A 17,633-nucleotide genomic window follows, 5' to 3' on the forward strand; every position below is an offset into this window, starting at 1 on the left:
ATTATTTTTTTGAAAAGTGCAAAAATAACCAATTGTTTTCGGATACTTCTTCTTGAAAAATAAAGCCTGTTTCGAAGGCTTTTGTTTTCAAGGTTTCCGCATCTTGTTTTAAAAATCCGCTCATTAATAAATCGCCATTTTTTTCGAGCGCCGAAAAATAAATTTTCATATCGTCCAATAATACATTCCGATTAATATTTGCTAAAATAATATCAAATTTTTTGTCTGCCAAAATTTGCGCATCTCCTTTACAAACATCCACATTTTTAGTATTGTTGATTACGGTATTTTCAAGTGTGTTTTTGTACGACCATTCATCAATATCCACTGCAAAGACTGTTGCTGCGCCGCGTTTAGAAGCCATTATGGACAATACGCCGCTTCCACAGCCCATGTCTAAAATATTTTTTTTATCGAGTGATAATTTTAGCAATGCGCGCATCATCAATAAAGTGGTGTCGTGATGTCCCGTTCCGAACGCCATTTTTGGCTCGATGATAATTTCGTATTTCATATTTTTGGGAGCGTGAAAAGGAGCGCGAATAACACAATTTTCACTCACAATAACAGGATGATAATTATGTTCCCATTCTTCATTCCAATTTTTATCGGGAATGTTTTTTTGCTGAAAACTGAAGTCGAAAAAATATTTTTTTGAAGCAATAAGATCAGCTGTTTTTTCTTCCGAAAAATCTTTTTCAGAAACGTAAGCCAAGAAACCATTTTCGGTTTCTACAAAACTTTCAAAACCAATATCGGCGAGCTCTGCGATTAAAATATCGCTTGCAGGAGCAGGCGTTTTTACCGAAAAATCAAATTCAATATAATTCAAAATGCAACGATTAAAAGGAATGAATAATCTGAACAAAATCTTCGGCTTTCAGCGAAGCGCCACCAATTAATCCACCGTCAATATCGGCGCAAGAAAATAATTCTTTTGCGTTTGCTGCATTGCAACTTCCGCCATACAAAATAGAAATTTGTTCCGCGATTTCCTTACCGTATTTTTCGGAAATAATTTTCCGAATGTGTTGATGCATTTCTTGTGCTTGCTCGCTTGTCGCGGTAACTCCTGTTCCGATTGCCCAAACAGGTTCGTAAGCAATTATGAGCTTTGAAAAATGATTTTTATCCAAATGAAAAAGACTTTCTCTTAATTGTTTTTCTACAATTTCAAATTGTAGATTAGAATTTCTTTCTTCTAATTTTTCGCCAACACAAAAAATAGGTTGTAGATTATTTTCGAGGCAACGATTTACTTTTTTTGTAAGAATTTCATGTGTTTCAAAAAAATAATTTCTACGTTCAGAATGTCCGATGATTATATTTTGTACACCCACGGAATAAAGCATTTTTGCTGAAATTTCTCCAGTAAAAGCGCCATTTTTTTCGGAAGAACAATTTTGTGCAGATAGAATTAATTCGTCTAATTTTTTTGAGATCCCATTCAGGTAAATAAAAGGAGGAGCGATTATTTTTTCAATATTTGGCGCTGGTTTTTCCTTGAGTAAAAAAATAATTTTTTGAAGTAAAAAATTTACTTCGTCGGGAAGCAAATTCATTTTCCAATTTCCGCACACTATTTTTTTTCGTCCCATAAAAAGAAATTATTGAACTCTCACACGCGGATCTAAAATGCCGTAAATAATATCTACAAAAATATTTATTACGACAAATATCAGTGCTGTAACCAGCACTACGCCCATTACTACGGGCAAATCGTATTTTTCGAGTGCATCCACCACTTCTTTTCCGATACCTTTCCAGCCGAAAATATATTCTACAAAAACAGCACCTGCCATTAAACTGGCAAACCAGCCAGAAATAGCTGTAATAACAGGATTTAGTGCGTTTTTTAAAGCATGTTTTGCAATGATTTTATAAAAACTTAAGCCTTTTGCTTTAGCAGTTCGGATGTAATCTTGCGATAAAACATCGAGTAAAGAACTTCGCGTAAGCTGTACTATAATTGCCAAAGGACGAATTCCTAAAGTTAGTGCTGGCAAAATTAAATTTTTCAAATCGAGTACTTGTCCATTTCCGTAATCGTCAATTGTATATAAACTCCCGACGGTATTCAATCCAGTATATTTATGAAGTACGTATCCGAATATCCAGGCGAAAATAAGTCCGATAAAAAAAGAGGGACCAGACATTCCGAGAATAGAAAAAACGAGCGAGGAATGGTCGAACCAAGAATCTTTTTTTATTGCTGAAAAAATACCGAGAATAATGCCGACGACGGAGGCAAAAAGAATGGCAGCAAAAGCCAATACAGCAGTTTCTGGAAGTGTGGCAGCAATGATTTCGCTTACTTTTCGTTTGCTTTGATAGGAGCGCCTTAAATATGGATATTTTAGTATAATGACTTTTGATTTTGATACCTGAAATAGTTTTTCGTAAGAGGAATATTTTGCTGGATCGAGGTAAATAAAATCATTCGGATTTTTATCGTCGTTGATGGAAATAGGCGATAAATCGTTGAGGTACATAAAAAATTGAACTTGAATCGGTTTATCGCGTCCCAAATCTTTGTTAATGGCATCAATCGAAGCTTGGTCGGCTCTTTGTCCGAGCATCATCCGAGCTGGGTCGCCAGGTAAGACATTAAATAAGATGAAAATAACTGTGATTACTCCCAACAGTACGAGCAATCCGTACACTATTTTTTTTATAATAAATGTGGTCACTGTGCTTTCAAATAAGTTGTTTTAATTTCACTAAATGATGGTATGGAATGGAAATGCCACATGGCAATCACGACTCCTTTTTTTAATAATATTAATCCAGGATTGGAGCGAATCATCGTTTTTAATACCGTTCCGTCGGTGGCATAAAAAGGATACGCTGCTTGTACTTGATGTCTGAAATTTTTTATCTTTTCATTGTCGGATGCCGTGAGTGCTGCAAATTTTATTTTATTTTCATCGCACAAAGCGGCAAAATCATTTATTTTATTTTGAACGTTTATATTGGCTTTATCCAAATCGTATTCAATCAATAAAAAATTATAATTCGGATTGTTCATAATAGTATCTGTCAAATCATCTCCGATCGCATCCGAGATACTAAAATCGAGTATGGCTGCTTGCTTTCCTTTTGTTACCACTTCCGTGCGATTGCTCACATAATCCCATTCAGTATCCCAGTTTTTTGGCCAAGCATCAAACTCTTTTGTTTCGCCTGATTTTTTATTTTTTAAGGTGTAATAATATTTCAAAACGTCGGGTGTACCTTTGGTTTGCTCTAAAATATTGGTTCCTACTTTATACGGACGAAAATCAATTACTGGAAGATAATTATACGTATATAATGGAAATCCTAAGGAACACAATGCGAAAATAATAACGGCAACGTTTTCGCCAGTTTTAACGAGCAAAGGGTGGATGTTTTTTTTCTGAAAAAACAGAATACCAATCATCGTTAATAATAAAATGTTTTTTGCGAAGGATTGCCAAGCAGTCATCGGAATGGCATCGCCAAAGCAGCCACATTCGGTTACTTTGTGATAGTACGCGGTGTAAAAAGTAAGGAAGGTAAAAAAGACAATCATTAAAACCAATAGCCACATAGTTGTTTTAATACGCGCGCCGAGCAACAGCATAAATCCCAATAACATTTCGAAAATACAAATGAGGATGGCTAAAAAAAGTGCTGTAGGAACGAGCCATTCAATGTGGAAAGCGGCAAAATATTCTTCTAATTTATAGGCAAATCCTAAAGCATCGTTTGCTTTGATAAAGCCCGAAAAAATGAACAATATCCCCACAAAAATCCGACAAATGTTAACAAGAATTCTCATCGTCAAAAAAATAATTTTTTAAGCGCTTATTTTTATCAGTGCAAAAATAGCATAATTAATCATATCGTAGTAATTGGCGTCAATTCCTTCTGATATAAGCGTTGCGCCTTTGTTATCTTCTATTTGTTTTACGCGCAAAAGTTTCATCAAAATTAAATCCGTTAAAGAGCTGGTTCGCATGTCGCGCCATGCTTCTCCGTAATCGTGATTTTTATTTTCCATTAAATTTTTCGCGGCAAACGCATATTTATCGTACAAAGGTGAAATTTCTTCCGCGCTTAATTCCATGCGTTCATCATTTAGCAAATCTAATTGTATCAAGGCAATTACGCAATAATTCACAATTCCAATGTATTCCGATTTAATGTCATCTCCCACCTTTTGCGTACCTTTATCTTCGATGCTTCGGATGCGTTGTGCTTTGATAAAAATTTGATCGGTGAGAGAACTCGGGCGTAAAATCCGCCACGCGCTTCCATAGTCTTTCATCTTCTTAATAAAAATATCTTTGCATTGTTTGATGGCTGCATCAAATTGAATGGAAGTAGTATTCATGTAAATTTGCCGTGTAAATGAGTGCACAAGATACAGTTTTTTCAGAAAAAAAAATGCTCGATTTCGGCGTGTGCGTTCTTGATTTATCAAGTCCCGTCGTGATGGGTATTTTAAACGTTACGCCCGATTCGTTTTACGATGGAGGAAATTATTTTTCTGAAAAAAAATTTTTCGAACAGGTCGAAAAAATATTTCTGGAAGGTGCTGATATGATTGATGTCGGAGCCGTTTCCACACGACCAAAAGCTGTATTTGTATCGGAAGAAGAAGAATTAAAACGCTTGCTTCCAGTAATTGAATACGTACGAAAAAACCATCCGAAAAAAATAATTTCTGTAGATACTTTTCGTGCCGAAGTGGCAAAAAAAGCCGTTACTGAAGGTGCCAATATGATTAATGATATTTCTGGCGGAAAGATGGATCCAAAAATGTTTGAAACAGTAGCAAAATTAAATGTTCCGTACGTGTTGATGCACATTCAAGGTATACCCGAAACGATGCAAGAAAATCCGCAATATGAAAACGTTTTGGAGGAAGTGAAAAAATATTTTTTGGAGCGACTTTTTTTGCTTAAAAAATTAGGTCTTGAAAAAATAATTTTGGATCCAGGTTTTGGTTTCGGGAAAAATAATTCGCATAATTTCCAATTGCTAAAATATTTGAATGAATTTAAATCGTTCGGATTTCCTTTAATGGTTGGAGTTTCTCGTAAATCAATGATTCAAAACGTGTTGAATATTTCTGCTGCCGAATCCTTGAATGCAACCACATCTTTAAACACTATTGCTTTATTAAACGGCGCAACTATTTTGCGTGTACATGATGTAAAAGAAGCAAAACAGGCGGTTGAATTGCTTGCTTTTTATCAAAAAGCAAGCGATTAATAAAAGGTTCAGAAAAATATTTTTTCGAACCGCTTTTAATAAACCTCTCAAAAAAGTTATCCACATAAGGGAGCAAAAACTGTTGAAAAATGGATTTTCACTCTGTTTTTTTTACAAAGATTTTATTATATTTGTCCTGCTCAAAAAACAAGGAAAGTACGTATGATAGAAATTAAAACAAGACATTTTTTTAGTTCCATTTTTTGTTTTTTGATGCTCGTGTTTGCTACGAATGCAAATGCTCAATTGGTTGTCAGTGCAGGAAGCAATCAAACAATTTGCCTTGGCGATTCAGTTACAATTGGCGGAAGTCCAACAGCAACAGGAGGAAGGGCTCCTTATAATTATCTTTGGACACCTTCTGCTTCGCTGAATCAGAACAACATTGCGAATCCGAAAGCAAGCCCGACAAGTACTACGAAATATTATTTGACTGTTGTTGATTCCTTAGGTAATCGCGCGACAGATTCTGTAACGGTCAGTTTGTATCAAGTAAATTATATGGGAGCAGGACGAGATACTTCTGTTTGTAAAAATCAACCAGCACAATTGGGAAATTCGGCAAATTCAAGTGCTGGCGGAATTACTTTTTATTGGTCTCCTGCAACTGGACTAAATAATGCCGCGGCTCCTAATCCAACGGCTACGGTAAGCACAACAACAACATATACTTTAATTATCAATAGCACTACTTGTCCGCCAGAAACATCTATTGTAACAATAACCGTGAAATCACCACCTGCTGTGGAAGCAGGCGCTAACGTTACGATTAACGAAGGGCAAAATGTAACGCTTACCGGTTCGGGAGCTTCTATTTATTCTTGGACTCCAGCAAACAATTTATCATCTCCGAACACGGCAATAACGCAAGCAGAGCCAATTGTTACCACGCAATATATTTTATACGGAGAGCAAAATGGTTGCATTGGATCGGATACTGTTACGGTTTTTGTGATACCCGATTCGAAACTTGTTTTTTACAATACGTTTACGCCCAATGGTGATGGTGTAAATGATACGTGGTTCATCGGTAATATTTGGCAATGCCCGAACAATGTGTTGGATGTTTACAACCGTTATGGCAAACTTGTTTTTCATGCGAATGATTATCAAAATTCTTGGAGAGGTCTCGGAACAGATAATAATAATTTGCCTTCCGCAACGTATTATTATATTTTGGATCCAGGCAATGGAACTGGTAAATATCATGGGTCTGTAACAATTATTAGATAATTAAAGGATGAAAAAAATAATTTTCCTAAGTGCTTTTTTTCTGTATTCTTTAAGTAATTTTGCACAGCAATTACCTTATTATACTCAGTTTAGAGCCAATGATTTATTTTTTAATCCTGCTATAGCAGGAACAAAAAAATTGATTGATATACGTACTGATTATCGTTTGCAATGGGTTGGATTTGATGGTGCGCCTGTTACCAAAACACTCACCTTAAACAGCCGTTTTATGAATGGAAAAATGGGTGCGGGAGCTTGTATTTATGTAGATCAAACAGGACCAACCACGCGTACTAATTACATGTTAGATTACGCCTATCACATAAAATTTAACGATGCTGAATTATCTTTTGGATTATCTGGATCGATGACCGAATATTTTTTAGATGGCGGCTTAATGACGATACACAATAGCCAAGATCCATCCGTCAATCAGGCTTTAACCGATAAATCATGGGCGCCCGATGCAGGAGCTGGGATTTATTTGTACAATGATCGCTATCATTTCGGATTAAGTATGTCGAATTTATTGCAAGGCACGGAACGTTTCAAAGCTTCTGATGCCAAAGTTGCTTTCGCACCTCATTATTATTCTTCTATAGGATATAATTTCTCCGTCAATCCCGATTATATTTTTGAACACACACTTTTTATTAATTATGTTGGTGGCGCACCATTTTTAGTAGATTACAGTTTGAGAATGCACTACAAAGAAAAAATGTTTATTGGTTTGTGTTACATCATGCAAGATGCTATTTCATTACAAGCTGGCGTAACGGTTAAAACAAATTTTCAAGTTAGTTATTCATACGATTTGGTAACTTCGCCACTGCATCTTTACAACAACGGATCGCATGAAATAATGCTTATTTACAGCACCGATTTGAAAAAGAAAAAAGGTACGAATAGCGATTTTCTGAAAAAGAAATACGGGTATCTTTTTTAAGCGTCGAAAAAATAATTTTTCGAATGCGTTTTTTCTCCTTGAAAAAATATTTTTTAGGAAAGATTAAATTTTTCAACTGCCATTTCACACACTGCACTTCCAATTGCCAGCGATGCCGTTGCCGCCGGAGAAGGCGCATTTAAAATATGAATGGCGTTTCCGCGATGTTCAATTTTAAAGTCGTCAATCATTTCACCTTCGGGAGCCAATGCCATTGCGCGAACACCCGCTCTTCCCGGAACAATATCGTCCATTTGCAAATCAGGAATTAGTGTGCGCAAGCGTTTCAAAAAATATTTTTTCGAAAAAGCGCCGCGGTATTCGTCCAAACCGAATTTCATATTCTTGGCAAAAAATTTCCAGGTTCCGCCAAAACTAAATGCTTCGGCAGTATCGCGTAATGAAAAATCTGTTTTTCCGTAACCTTCGCGTTTAAAAACAAAAACCGCATTCGGTCCGCATTCCACGCCACCGTGAATCATTCGTGTAAAATGAACACCCAAAAACGGATATTTCGGATTGGGAACCGGATAAATTAAATTTTTCACTTTGTGCATTCCTTTTTCAGATAAATCAAAATAATCGCCTCTGAAACCAACAATGGCAGCATCTGTTTTCGTGCCTTCTTTTTTCGCGATGCGATCGGATTGCAATCCCGCGCAAGTAATAATATAGCTGCCCGAAAAAATATTTTTTTGAGTGATGACATTTGTGTAATTCTCGTGGTGTTCAAACGCTTTTACTTCTTCTCCTGTCAAAACTTTACTTCCCGGAAATTTATTTTCGATTAATTCTCTGTATTTTCGAGTAACTTCGGAGTAATCAATGATTCCGGTGCAAGGGACCCAAATTCCTTCGATGCCTTCGCAAAAAGGTTCAATCTCTTTTATCTTGTCGCGATTTATTTTTTCGATTCCTTCTACATCGTTTGCCAAACCGTTATTGAAAACTTTGTTCATATGCGCCAATTCCGATTGATGCGTTGCCACAATTAATTTTCCGCAGATGTCGTGTGCAATTTTATGTTCCTTCGCGAAAGCAACCAATTCACGTCTTCCATCCACACAATTTTTTGCTTTATACGAACCTGGTTTGTAATAAATTCCGGAATGAATAACGCCCGAATTATGCCCGGTTTGATGTGCAGCTACTTCTTTTTCTTTTTCAAGAACAAGAATTTTTTTTTGAGGAAATTTTAAATTGATTTTATAAGCCGAAGCCAAACCAACAATTCCTCCGCCTACAATAATGATGTCGTATTTATTTTCCACTGAAAAAATATTTTTGCAAAATTAAAATAATTTTATGGATTGTTATCCACGATTTATAGCCCACGATTTAAATCGTGGGCTAATAGAAATAAAATATTGAAATAACCGTTTAAACGGTTTAACAAACACGTCTAGAAATGTCGCATTCATATAACAAAATAGGACTTCATGTTATTTTTGCTACTAAATTTCGTATCCCATTAATTAGTTCTTTTGTTGAAATAAAAATATATAGCTATATGCGCCAACAATTGATAGATAATGGTTGTACTGTCAGAATTATTAATGGTATGCCTGATCATATTCATTTGTTGTTTTTACAAAATCCTAAAATGGCTATTTCAGATATATTTACAATCAAAAAGCACATCATTCAAAAAAAGCTTTTAGTAAAGAATACGAAGAGTTTATTGTAGTAAATGGGTTCTTAAAAGAAGATGAGTAACGACGATCTCAGTAACAAGTGCTCAAAGATGTAAAGGTTCCTATTTGTTTAAAATGTGTGATTTATGTAACTTTCCTTCTTAGTTATGTAAGAATATTGATTTGTTATTGCTCAGCTTTGTCGAAATAATAATTGGTATTAAAATATCTGGTATTTCGACTTCTCTACTTTTATCAAAATTAAAATAGATATTGTGAAAGAATCTCGGGTGGGCTTGGTAAATAATACGTATCTTGATAAAAACGCAAATTAATAACTCTCAAATTTGAAACTCTACATTAAAAATATGGTCAGCCTTCGCTGTAAGATGCTGGTCAAAGAAGAGTTGAAAAAACTCGGACTTCATTTTATTATTGTTGATTTAGGTGAAATCGAAATCATGGAAACTATTTCTGCTGAATTGCGAGAGGATTTGAATATCGCCTTACTTAAATCAGGTTTGGAGCTGATGGACGACAAAAAAGCGATTTTGATTGAAAAAGTAAAAAATCTAATTATCGAGATGATTCATCATTCAGATGATTTGCCGGAAGTGAATTATTCGGATTACATAAGTGAAAAATTAAAATACGATTATACTTATTTGTCCAATATTTTTTCGGAAGTGAAAGGCATAACCATACAGCAATTTATCATTATTCATAAAATTGAAAGAGTAAAAGAATTTTTGCTGTACGATGAACTTAATCTCACGGAAATATCCTATAAATTGCATTACAGCAGTGTAGCACATTTGTCTAATCAATTCAAAAAAATCACAGGATTTTCTCCCTCTCACTTTAAACAGTTAAAAGAGAAAAGGCAAAATACAATTGAAGAAATTGGGAATTCGACGTTATAAGAAAATAGAATGGAGAAACTAAAAAGAGAAAAATCTGAGTACGGTAGAAGTTTGATGGAAGCAAGTTTAGATTCTTTATTTGTGGTAAATCCCATTGGTAAGATTTTAGATGTAAACGAAGTTACGCTGAAGACTACAGAAAAATTGAGGGACGAGATTATTGGTACCGACTTTTTAAAATATTTTACTGAACCCGAAAAAGCACGAAAAGCTTACGAACAAATATTTGCCAAAGGGATTATAAAAAATTATTCACTTACCATAAAAGATGGAAAAGAAACTCCTGTATTGTGTAATGGTTCGGTTTTTAAAGACAACAAAGGAAATGTAGAAGGAGTTGTGATTACTATCAGAGATATTACGGTTAGAAAAGCCGATGAGTTAATCATTGCCAACAAAGAATTAGCATTTCAAAACGAAGAAAAAGGAAAACGTGCCGATGAGTTAATCATTGCCAACAAAGAACTAGCATTTCAAAACGAAGAAAAAGGAAAACGTGCCGATGAGTTAATCGTTGCCAACAAAGAACTTGCTTTTCAAAATGATGAAAAAGAAAAACGTGCAGCAGAATTAGTTATTGCTGACGTAGAACTTCTTTTTCAAAACAAAGAAAAAGAAAGAAGAGAAATTGCAAATAAAGAATTGGAAGCATTTAGTTATGTTGCAAAATTAGCTTCTCAATATTCACTTAGTCTTATAGAAGCCAGTCGTGATCCATTGGTTACCATCAATACGAAAGGTAAAATTACGGATATGAATGAAGCAACGGCAAATATTACAGGACTAACTCGCAAAGAGCTTACAGGTACAGATTTCTTTAATTATTTTACGGAACCACAAAAGGCTCGTGAGGTGTATCAGGAAGTTTTTGCGAAAGGTTCAGTTGCCGATTCTCCATTAACACTTCGTCATAAAGATGGGAAACTTACCGATGTATTATTTAACGGTTCTGTCTATAAAGATGACAAAGGCAATGTATTAGGTGTGGTAATTGTTGCGAGAGATGTTACCGACCAAAAAAGAATTGCAACCGAATTATTGGAAGCAAAAATATTCGCCGAGTTAGCTACAGAAATTGCTGAAGAAGCAAAACGTAAAGCAGAAAGCGCTACTCGTATTGCAGAAGATGCGGTAAAAGCGAAGCAGCAATTTTTGTCGAATATGAGTCATGAAATTCGTACACCTATGAATGCCATTATTGGTTTTACTAAAGTGGTATTGAAAACAGATTTATCGTCCAAACAAAAAGAATATTTATCGGCAATAAAAGTGAGCGGTGATGCTTTAGTTGTGCTTATTAACGACATACTTGATTTGGCAAAAGTAGATGCTGGAAAAATGAACTTCGAGCACATTCCTTTTAAATTGGCATCGTCTATTTCCGCTATGTTGCATTTGTTTGAAACTAAAATTCAGGAAAAAAATTTAGAATTAGTTAAGGAGTACGATACTAATATTCCCGACGTATTGGCGGGTGACCCTGTGCGCCTGCATCAAATTATTTTAAACTTGGTAAGCAATGCCGTAAAGTTTACAACTGAAGGAAAAATAACAGTGAGTGTTCGTTTAGTATATGAAGACAATGAAAAAATAAAAGTAGAATTTGCCGTTAAAGACACAGGAATTGGAATAACGGAAAATAAAATAAAAAATATTTTTGAAAATTTTCAACAAGCAACCAGTGGCACGTCCAGATTATATGGAGGAACGGGTTTAGGACTTGCCATTGTTAAACAACTGGTAGAACCGCAGGGAGGTACTATACGTGTGGAAAGTAAAATGGGCGAAGGCTCTACATTTAGTTTTATATTGCCTTTTTTAAAAACAAATGCAGCAGCTGAATTAGAAAACAACTTAGTGGAATTAGATACTGACGTTAAGAACATAAAAGTATTGGTGGTTGAAGACATTGCGCTTAATCAATTATTAATGAAAACGCTGTTTGATGATTTTGGTTTTGAACCAGACATTGCAGATAATGGAAAAATAGCGATTGAAAAACTAAAGACACAATCGTACGATATTATTTTGATGGATTTGCAAATGCCCGAAATGAATGGCTTTGAGGCAACTGAATACATCCGAAATAAAATGAATTTAAAAATTCCAATAATTGCTTTAACAGCCGATGTAACTACGGTTGATTTAGCAAAGTGCAAAGCCGTTGGTATGAATGATTATATTTCAAAGCCTGTTGACGAAAGGATATTATACAATAAAATAATTAGCTCGGTAAGAAAAACGATATCTATAAAACAGGATGATCAAAAAGAGAACAAGAGCAAAAAAACAAAATGTATAGACTTAAATTATTTAACCCATCGTACCAAATCTAATCCAACATTGATGATGGAAATGATATCGCTTTATTTAGAACAAACACCGCCACTGATTAGTGCCATGAAAACGAGTTTGCAAAATAAAGATTGGAATTTATTACAAGCTTCAGTGCACAAAATGATTCCCTCTTTTTCAATTATGGGCATCAGTGCAGACTTTGAAAATATGGCAAAAAAAGTACATGAATATGCCCGCAATCAGCAACAAGCAGATAACATATCTGATTTGGTTTTGCAGCTCGAAAATATATGCACGCAAGCATGTCTTGAATTGGAAGAAGAATTTAATATAATTAAAAACAAAAAAGAATGAAAAACAATAATAAAATAAACCTTTTTTTGGTAGATGACGATGCGGTGTTTTTAAAATCACTTGAAATTGAGTTTTTAGAACATGCTGATTTTAATATTGAAATGTTTGCAACGGGGGAACTTTGCATAGAGAACTTAGCGCACAATCCAGATGTAATTATTTTAGATTACCACTTGGATGGCATTGATAAAAATGCAATAAACGGAATAGAAACACTGGATAAAATAAAAGAATTTAATCCGAATATTCCTGTTATCATGCTGTCCTCTCAAGATAAAATTAATGTGGCTGTTAACTGTATGCACCATAAAGCAACTGATTATGTGGTAAAAAGTGAAACTGCTTTCATACGTCTGAAAAAGATTATTACCACAGTTCTACGACAACAAGAAACGGAAAAGCAATTGAATTGGTACATAGAAAGGATGTAACTTCTTTTTTATTTTTTCATTCTCCTTTCATCTGTATTGATCCCGTGAATTATGCAAATCATTTACAAGATTGTGTAACGCTTACGTATAGAAACATCGGCACCTTTGTATCGTAATAATTCAGTTACAAAATAAATCCTAAAAAAATGACAACTACATCAAATCCAGTTAAAGCAGAGAACCAAAAAGGATCTACTACTGAAAATCAAAAAGGTATTGAAAACCACAAAGAGATTGCATCTCATTGTGAAGCAGCAGCAAAAAATCACTTGGAAGCGGCAAAGTGCCATACAGAAGGAAACCACGAAAAAGCTGCCCAGTGTACAATTAAAGCGCAAGGACACATTCATCTTGCAAGTAAAGGACAAAGACAAGATGCAAAGCATCATGCACTGAATAACTAAATTTCCGTTAGTTCTTAAAAAAGCACTGTGTTATAACATGGTGCTTTTTTTATTCAAAGTCATTGCAAAATTTGAAACGACAAATCTGTGAATAATGTAACTTATATCCGATTTTGTGTAATACTTCTATAAATAAAGTAGCGCACTTTTGCTTCGTAATTATTTTTAACCATTTAAACACTTACAAACTATGAAAAAATTATCCTCATCTATTCTTTTATTTATTGGTGCAAGCATTTTGCTTTCTTCTTGTGGCAACCGATTAATCTCCATAACAAAGCGCCACTATAGAAGTGGATATTATGTTGATAATGTTTACAAGAAATCAACAGTAACGCAGCAAGCAAAAAAGCCTGTTTATACGAAACAAATGTTGGCTGTTTCACCACAAGTTATTGCGCCGATAGTTGTGAAAGTTGACAGAGGAAATGCGGTGATGCCAATTGCGGTTAAAAAACAAAACGTAAGACTCGTAACGGCTACAAACAGCAAACCAGTTGTAAATCCACATGTGCTATCTACAAATATGCCTGAGATTGTTTCTGCGAATATCCCGAAAGTTAAAACAATGCGTGAACGTTTAGATCAAGGAGATAATTATTCAAGCAATGCGCGTAGTCTTTTTTGGCTGGTCATTACGATATTGCTAATTCTATGGCTATTGGCGATTCTTTCTGGTGGTTGGGGATTGGGAGGATTGGTAAATGTACTTCTTGTTATCGCCTTAGTATTATTTATTCTGTGGCTCTTTCGTTTGATATAGATTTTTAGTACGCAACGTAAAGTTCCGGTTAAAAAAAGTATTTCTTAAAAAATAATTTTCACTTATATATATAACAATGAACAATCTATTATATATCATCGCGATAATCTTTATCATTGCTTGGTTTATTGGCTTTTTTGCTTTCAATGTAGGAGCTGTTATTCACATCCTTCTGATAATTGCAATCGTCGCAATCTTGTTGCGCCTGATAAGAGGTAAAGACATCATTTAATGTCAATAAAAATTATAAGATCAAATAAATAATTATAAGAAAATACTATGAAAAAAATCACAATTGTAATGATCGTACTATCTTCTTTCCTATTTGGTAGTGAAACTATTTATGCGCAGGTTAGTGCAAGTGTGCAAATTCAGATTGCACCACCAGAAATGCCTGAATATGTGCAACCTCCTTGCCCTGTTGATGGGTATGTTTGGGAGCCTGGATATTGGGCTTATGGTATCGAAGGATATTATTGGGTACCCGGAGTATGGATTTATCCAGCACAAGTTGGCTTTTTATGGACGCCCGGTTATTGGGGTTTTGAAGGTGGCTATTATGGCTGGAGTGCTGGTTATTGGGGAGAAAATGTTGGTTTTTACGGCGGAGTATGTTATGGAAATGGATATAACGGTGAAGGATATTACGGCGGACGCTGGGAAGGACAGCATTTTCGTTATAACACAGCAGTAAGTAACGTAAATGTAACTGTCATCCACAATACTTACGTAGATAGAACCAATATTAATAATGTTGAAGTTAACCATTCCAGCTTTAATGGAGTAGGAGGAGTTGCGAGACGTCCATCTGCAAATGAACAAGTAGCGATGAAAGAAAAGCATATTCAGCCCACTTCCAGACAATTATCACATCAACAGGCCGCAAGTAAAAATAGAAACGAACTTTATTCAGTAAATAAAGGGCATCCTGCTTCAACATCCACGAGCAGAGCAAGTAAGCAACCTGTTCATAATGCAGCAATTAAAACGCATCAAGCGAGTCCTGCAAATGGTAATAGAACCAAACAACAATCTCCTACTCCAACGCAGAATCGTGTTCAGAGAAACGCTGTACATCACCAAGCTACAGCTCCGAAACACACTAATCAACAACAAGAAAGAAGACAACCTGAACATCATGCTGCTGCCCCAAAACAAGTTAATCAACAACAAGAAAGAAGACAGCCTCAAGAACATGCTGCTCAACCAAGAGAACAAGAACATAGTAGAGAAGGAGGAAGATAATAAATCTCTTTGTTTCTACCTTTATAAAAAACACGTTTGAAAAAATATTTTTTCAAACGTGTTTTTTATAAATTAGTTTTTGTGAAACAGATAATTTGCAGTTTGCCTTTTAGCGAGATGTATTTAAAAAAGTTCCCGCAACTACTGTTGGATATAAAACGTTGTAGGATTTAATTTCGGCATTCACTTTTTTGTAAATTAAATTTCTGTTGAGTTGGCTTAATTCCGTGCAACCTGCTGCTGCAAACAATTCCAGAAAATCGTTCATGGTTTGTTCCTGGTAATTTTTAACACGTTCCCATTTATCGGAAACTACTAATCCACGCATTAAACCAGGTTGGTTGGTAGTAACTCCTGTAGGACATTTATTGGTATCGCAACGCAAGGACTGAATACATCCCAGCGCCAGCATCATTCCACGTGCCGAATTACACACATCTGCACCGATGCACAAAGCTTTGAAAATATCAAAAGCAGTAAAAATTTTTGTTGCTGTCAAAATTTTAATGTCTTTTTTTAAATCGAACCCATTCAAAGTATCTACTACAAAAATCAGTGCATTTTCCCAAGGCATTCCAACGTAATTGGAAAAATCAATTGGTGCAGCGCCTGTGCCACCTTCGGCGCCATCCACGGTTATAAAATCAGGTTTTATTCCCGTTTCTACCATTTGTCGGCAAATTTCTATGAACTCATCTTTGCTTCCGATAGCGAGTTTAAAACCGATTGGTTTTCCATTGGATAATTCACGTAACTGTTTTACAAAATATAATAAACCACGCGCATCATTAAAAGCGCTGTGTCCGGGAGGCGACAAAACTGTTGTAAAAGGTTGAACGCCTCGTATTTTTGCAATTTCTTCGTTGTTTTTTGCAGCTGGCAACACACCACCGTGTCCGGGTTTGGCGCCCTGCGAAATTTTTATTTCAATCATTTTTACCGTAGGAATAGCCGCTTTCTCTTTCAGTTTTTCAGGAGAAAAACGACCGTCTTCTGTTCGGCAACCAAAATATCCTGTTCCAACTTCGTATACTAAATCACCTCCCTGAAGATGGTAATCAGAAATTCCTCCTTCGCCGGTATCATGAAAAAAATTACCCGCTTTTGCACCCAGATTAAGTGCCATCACCGCATTTTTGCTCAATGCACCAAAACTCATGGCAGAAATATTAAAAAGACTGGCAGAATATTTTTGGGTACAATCAGGGCCACCCACAATTGTTCTGGGGTGCTCCTTAAGTTCGGCAGCAGGATAAATGCTGTGCTGCATCCATTTGAAATTTTCCTCGTTTACATCTAATTCTGTGCCGTATGGATGCGTTTCATTTTGAAGTTTAGCTCTTTCGTAAATGTAGGCTCTGTGATTTCTATCAATCGGTTTTCCATCTGTGTTGGATTCTACAAAATATTGATGAATTTCAGGACCAATCAATTCTAATAAATAACGCATACGTCCCAAAACTGGGAAATTTCGAAGGATGGTATGCTTTTTCTGGAACGTATCGTAAATACCAATACCAAATAACAAAATGGCTAATGTGCTAAATCCGTAAAGCGGTCTGAGAATCGTAAAAACAATTAAAATAATAATGGCTAAAATGGCAAAAGTAAAACGAATGGCTGTTCTCATAAATTCAGTTAAAAGAGGATAAAAAATCGATAGAGATGGATTCAAATTTAGGTAAATATTTTTTTGCGAAGGATAAAACTTACGAAAAAGAAAAGCCTTCTGATTGAAAGGCTTTTCAATAAAAATAATTTTTCAGTATCATATTTTGAATAAAACTGCTTCATCCCCAACTCTTCTCCAAGGAGAAGGGAGATATAATTAAAGTCCTCTCCTTTGGAGAAGACTTAGGTGAGGCTTTTAAAAGAAATGAGAAATCCAAGCCTTGAATTTTTCTTTTCTTGCCTGCGCGCGTTCAAAAACATATTTTTCAATCTGCACATCCGCACATTTTCAAATTTGCATATCATTCCACATTTTAAATTAAACATGCCTTATGTTCAGCTAAACGTGCCTATGGTTTAGGTAAACGTGTCATACGATGAGATAAACGTGCCTCACGTTCAGGTAAACGTGCCTCACGTTCAGGTAAACGTGTCATACGATGAGCTAAACGTGCCTATGGTTCAGCTAAACGTGCCTCACGTTCAGGTA

General features: G+C 35.4%; 18 protein-coding genes. 11 read left to right on the forward strand and 7 right to left on the reverse strand.

What is annotated here, in order from left to right; translation table 11 throughout:
• Position 1 precedes the first annotated feature (1 nt).
• Genes prmA through ABIZ51_08070 form a run of 5 tightly spaced genes read right to left on the reverse strand, consistent with a single transcriptional unit; the run spans position 2 to position 4,357 of the window.
• Complete coding sequence (gene prmA, locus ABIZ51_08050) at positions 2-832, reverse strand: 50S ribosomal protein L11 methyltransferase (protein MEO7088725.1); 831 nt, start codon at positions 830-832, stop codon at positions 2-4.
• A 10-nt stretch (positions 833-842) separates the two neighbouring features.
• Complete coding sequence (gene tpiA, locus ABIZ51_08055; protein ID MEO7088726.1) at positions 843-1,598, reverse strand: triose-phosphate isomerase; 756 nt, start codon at positions 1,596-1,598, stop codon at positions 843-845.
• 9 nt (positions 1,599-1,607) lie between these two features.
• Positions 1,608-2,690: an ABC transporter permease gene (locus ABIZ51_08060; GenBank protein ID MEO7088727.1), complete on the reverse strand. Its 1,083-nt coding sequence runs from the start codon at positions 2,688-2,690 to the stop codon at positions 1,608-1,610.
• Positions 2,687-3,802, reverse strand: coding sequence for a BT_3928 family protein (locus ABIZ51_08065; GenBank protein MEO7088728.1), 1,116 nt, complete (start codon positions 3,800-3,802; stop codon positions 2,687-2,689). Before ABIZ51_08065 ends, ABIZ51_08060 begins: the two co-directional genes overlap by 4 nt.
• 18 nt (positions 3,803-3,820) lie before the next feature.
• Positions 3,821-4,357: a DUF1599 domain-containing protein gene (locus tag ABIZ51_08070; GenBank protein MEO7088729.1), complete on the reverse strand. Its 537-nt coding sequence runs from the start codon at positions 4,355-4,357 to the stop codon at positions 3,821-3,823.
• 17 nt (positions 4,358-4,374) lie between these two features.
• Between ABIZ51_08070 and folP the strand changes: the two genes are divergently transcribed.
• The 3 genes from folP to ABIZ51_08085 all read left to right on the forward strand — a co-directional run bounded on the left by folP (position 4,375) and on the right by ABIZ51_08085 (position 7,420).
• Complete coding sequence (gene folP / locus ABIZ51_08075; protein ID MEO7088730.1) at positions 4,375-5,241, forward strand: dihydropteroate synthase; 867 nt, start codon at positions 4,375-4,377, stop codon at positions 5,239-5,241.
• Positions 5,242-5,403: 162 nt separating this feature from the next.
• Complete coding sequence (locus ABIZ51_08080) at positions 5,404-6,474, forward strand: gliding motility-associated C-terminal domain-containing protein (GenBank protein MEO7088731.1); 1,071 nt, start codon at positions 5,404-5,406, stop codon at positions 6,472-6,474.
• Between the two features lie 7 nt (positions 6,475-6,481).
• Positions 6,482-7,420: a type IX secretion system membrane protein PorP/SprF gene (locus ABIZ51_08085; GenBank protein MEO7088732.1), complete on the forward strand. Its 939-nt coding sequence runs from the start codon at positions 6,482-6,484 to the stop codon at positions 7,418-7,420.
• 53 nt (positions 7,421-7,473) lie between these two features.
• Here ABIZ51_08085 and lhgO read toward each other — a convergent pair whose 3' ends face one another.
• On the reverse strand, positions 7,474-8,691 hold the full coding sequence (lhgO, locus tag ABIZ51_08090) for an L-2-hydroxyglutarate oxidase (protein MEO7088733.1): 1,218 nt from the start codon (positions 8,689-8,691) through the stop codon (positions 7,474-7,476).
• Positions 8,692-8,828: 137 nt separating this feature from the next.
• On the opposite strand from lhgO, the gene ABIZ51_08095 reads away from it, so the two are divergent.
• The 8 genes from ABIZ51_08095 (at position 8,829) to ABIZ51_08130 (ending at position 15,472) form a co-directional block, all read left to right on the forward strand.
• Positions 8,829-9,107, forward strand: coding sequence for a transposase (locus tag ABIZ51_08095; protein MEO7088734.1), 279 nt, complete (start codon positions 8,829-8,831; stop codon positions 9,105-9,107).
• A gap of 336 nt (positions 9,108-9,443) precedes the next feature.
• The gene (locus ABIZ51_08100; GenBank protein MEO7088735.1) at positions 9,444-9,977 is read left to right on the forward strand and encodes an AraC family transcriptional regulator; all 534 of its coding nucleotides are present in this window, start codon (positions 9,444-9,446) and stop codon (positions 9,975-9,977) included.
• Between the two features lie 9 nt (positions 9,978-9,986).
• Entirely contained in the window at positions 9,987-12,629 is a 2,643-nt protein-coding gene (locus tag ABIZ51_08105; GenBank protein ID MEO7088736.1) for an ATP-binding protein, read from the forward strand.
• Positions 12,626-13,060 (forward strand): response regulator, encoded by a 435-nt coding sequence (locus ABIZ51_08110; protein MEO7088737.1) that lies wholly within the window; start codon positions 12,626-12,628, stop codon positions 13,058-13,060. The genes ABIZ51_08105 and ABIZ51_08110 overlap by 4 nt, the downstream gene beginning before the upstream one ends.
• A 146-nt stretch (positions 13,061-13,206) precedes the next feature.
• Positions 13,207-13,464, forward strand: coding sequence for a hypothetical protein (locus ABIZ51_08115; GenBank protein ID MEO7088738.1), 258 nt, complete (start codon positions 13,207-13,209; stop codon positions 13,462-13,464).
• 190 nt (positions 13,465-13,654) lie between these two features.
• Positions 13,655-14,227, forward strand: coding sequence for a DUF5670 family protein (locus ABIZ51_08120; protein ID MEO7088739.1), 573 nt, complete (start codon positions 13,655-13,657; stop codon positions 14,225-14,227).
• Between the two features lie 76 nt (positions 14,228-14,303).
• Positions 14,304-14,459 (forward strand): lmo0937 family membrane protein, encoded by a 156-nt coding sequence (locus ABIZ51_08125; protein MEO7088740.1) that lies wholly within the window; start codon positions 14,304-14,306, stop codon positions 14,457-14,459.
• 68 nt (positions 14,460-14,527) lie between these two features.
• Positions 14,528-15,472: a YXWGXW repeat-containing protein gene (locus tag ABIZ51_08130; GenBank protein MEO7088741.1), complete on the forward strand. Its 945-nt coding sequence runs from the start codon at positions 14,528-14,530 to the stop codon at positions 15,470-15,472.
• Between the two features lie 109 nt (positions 15,473-15,581).
• Here the strand turns inward: ABIZ51_08130 and ABIZ51_08135 are convergent, their stop codons facing one another.
• Positions 15,582-17,102, reverse strand: a complete 1,521-nt coding sequence (locus ABIZ51_08135) for an FMN-binding glutamate synthase family protein (GenBank protein ID MEO7088742.1) — start codon at positions 17,100-17,102, stop codon at positions 15,582-15,584.
• Positions 17,103-17,633: the final 531 nt, after the last annotated feature.

Source organism: Bacteroidia bacterium (assembly GCA_039924845.1).
Lineage (GTDB): Bacteria > Bacteroidota > Bacteroidia > DATLTG01 > DATLTG01 > DATLTG01.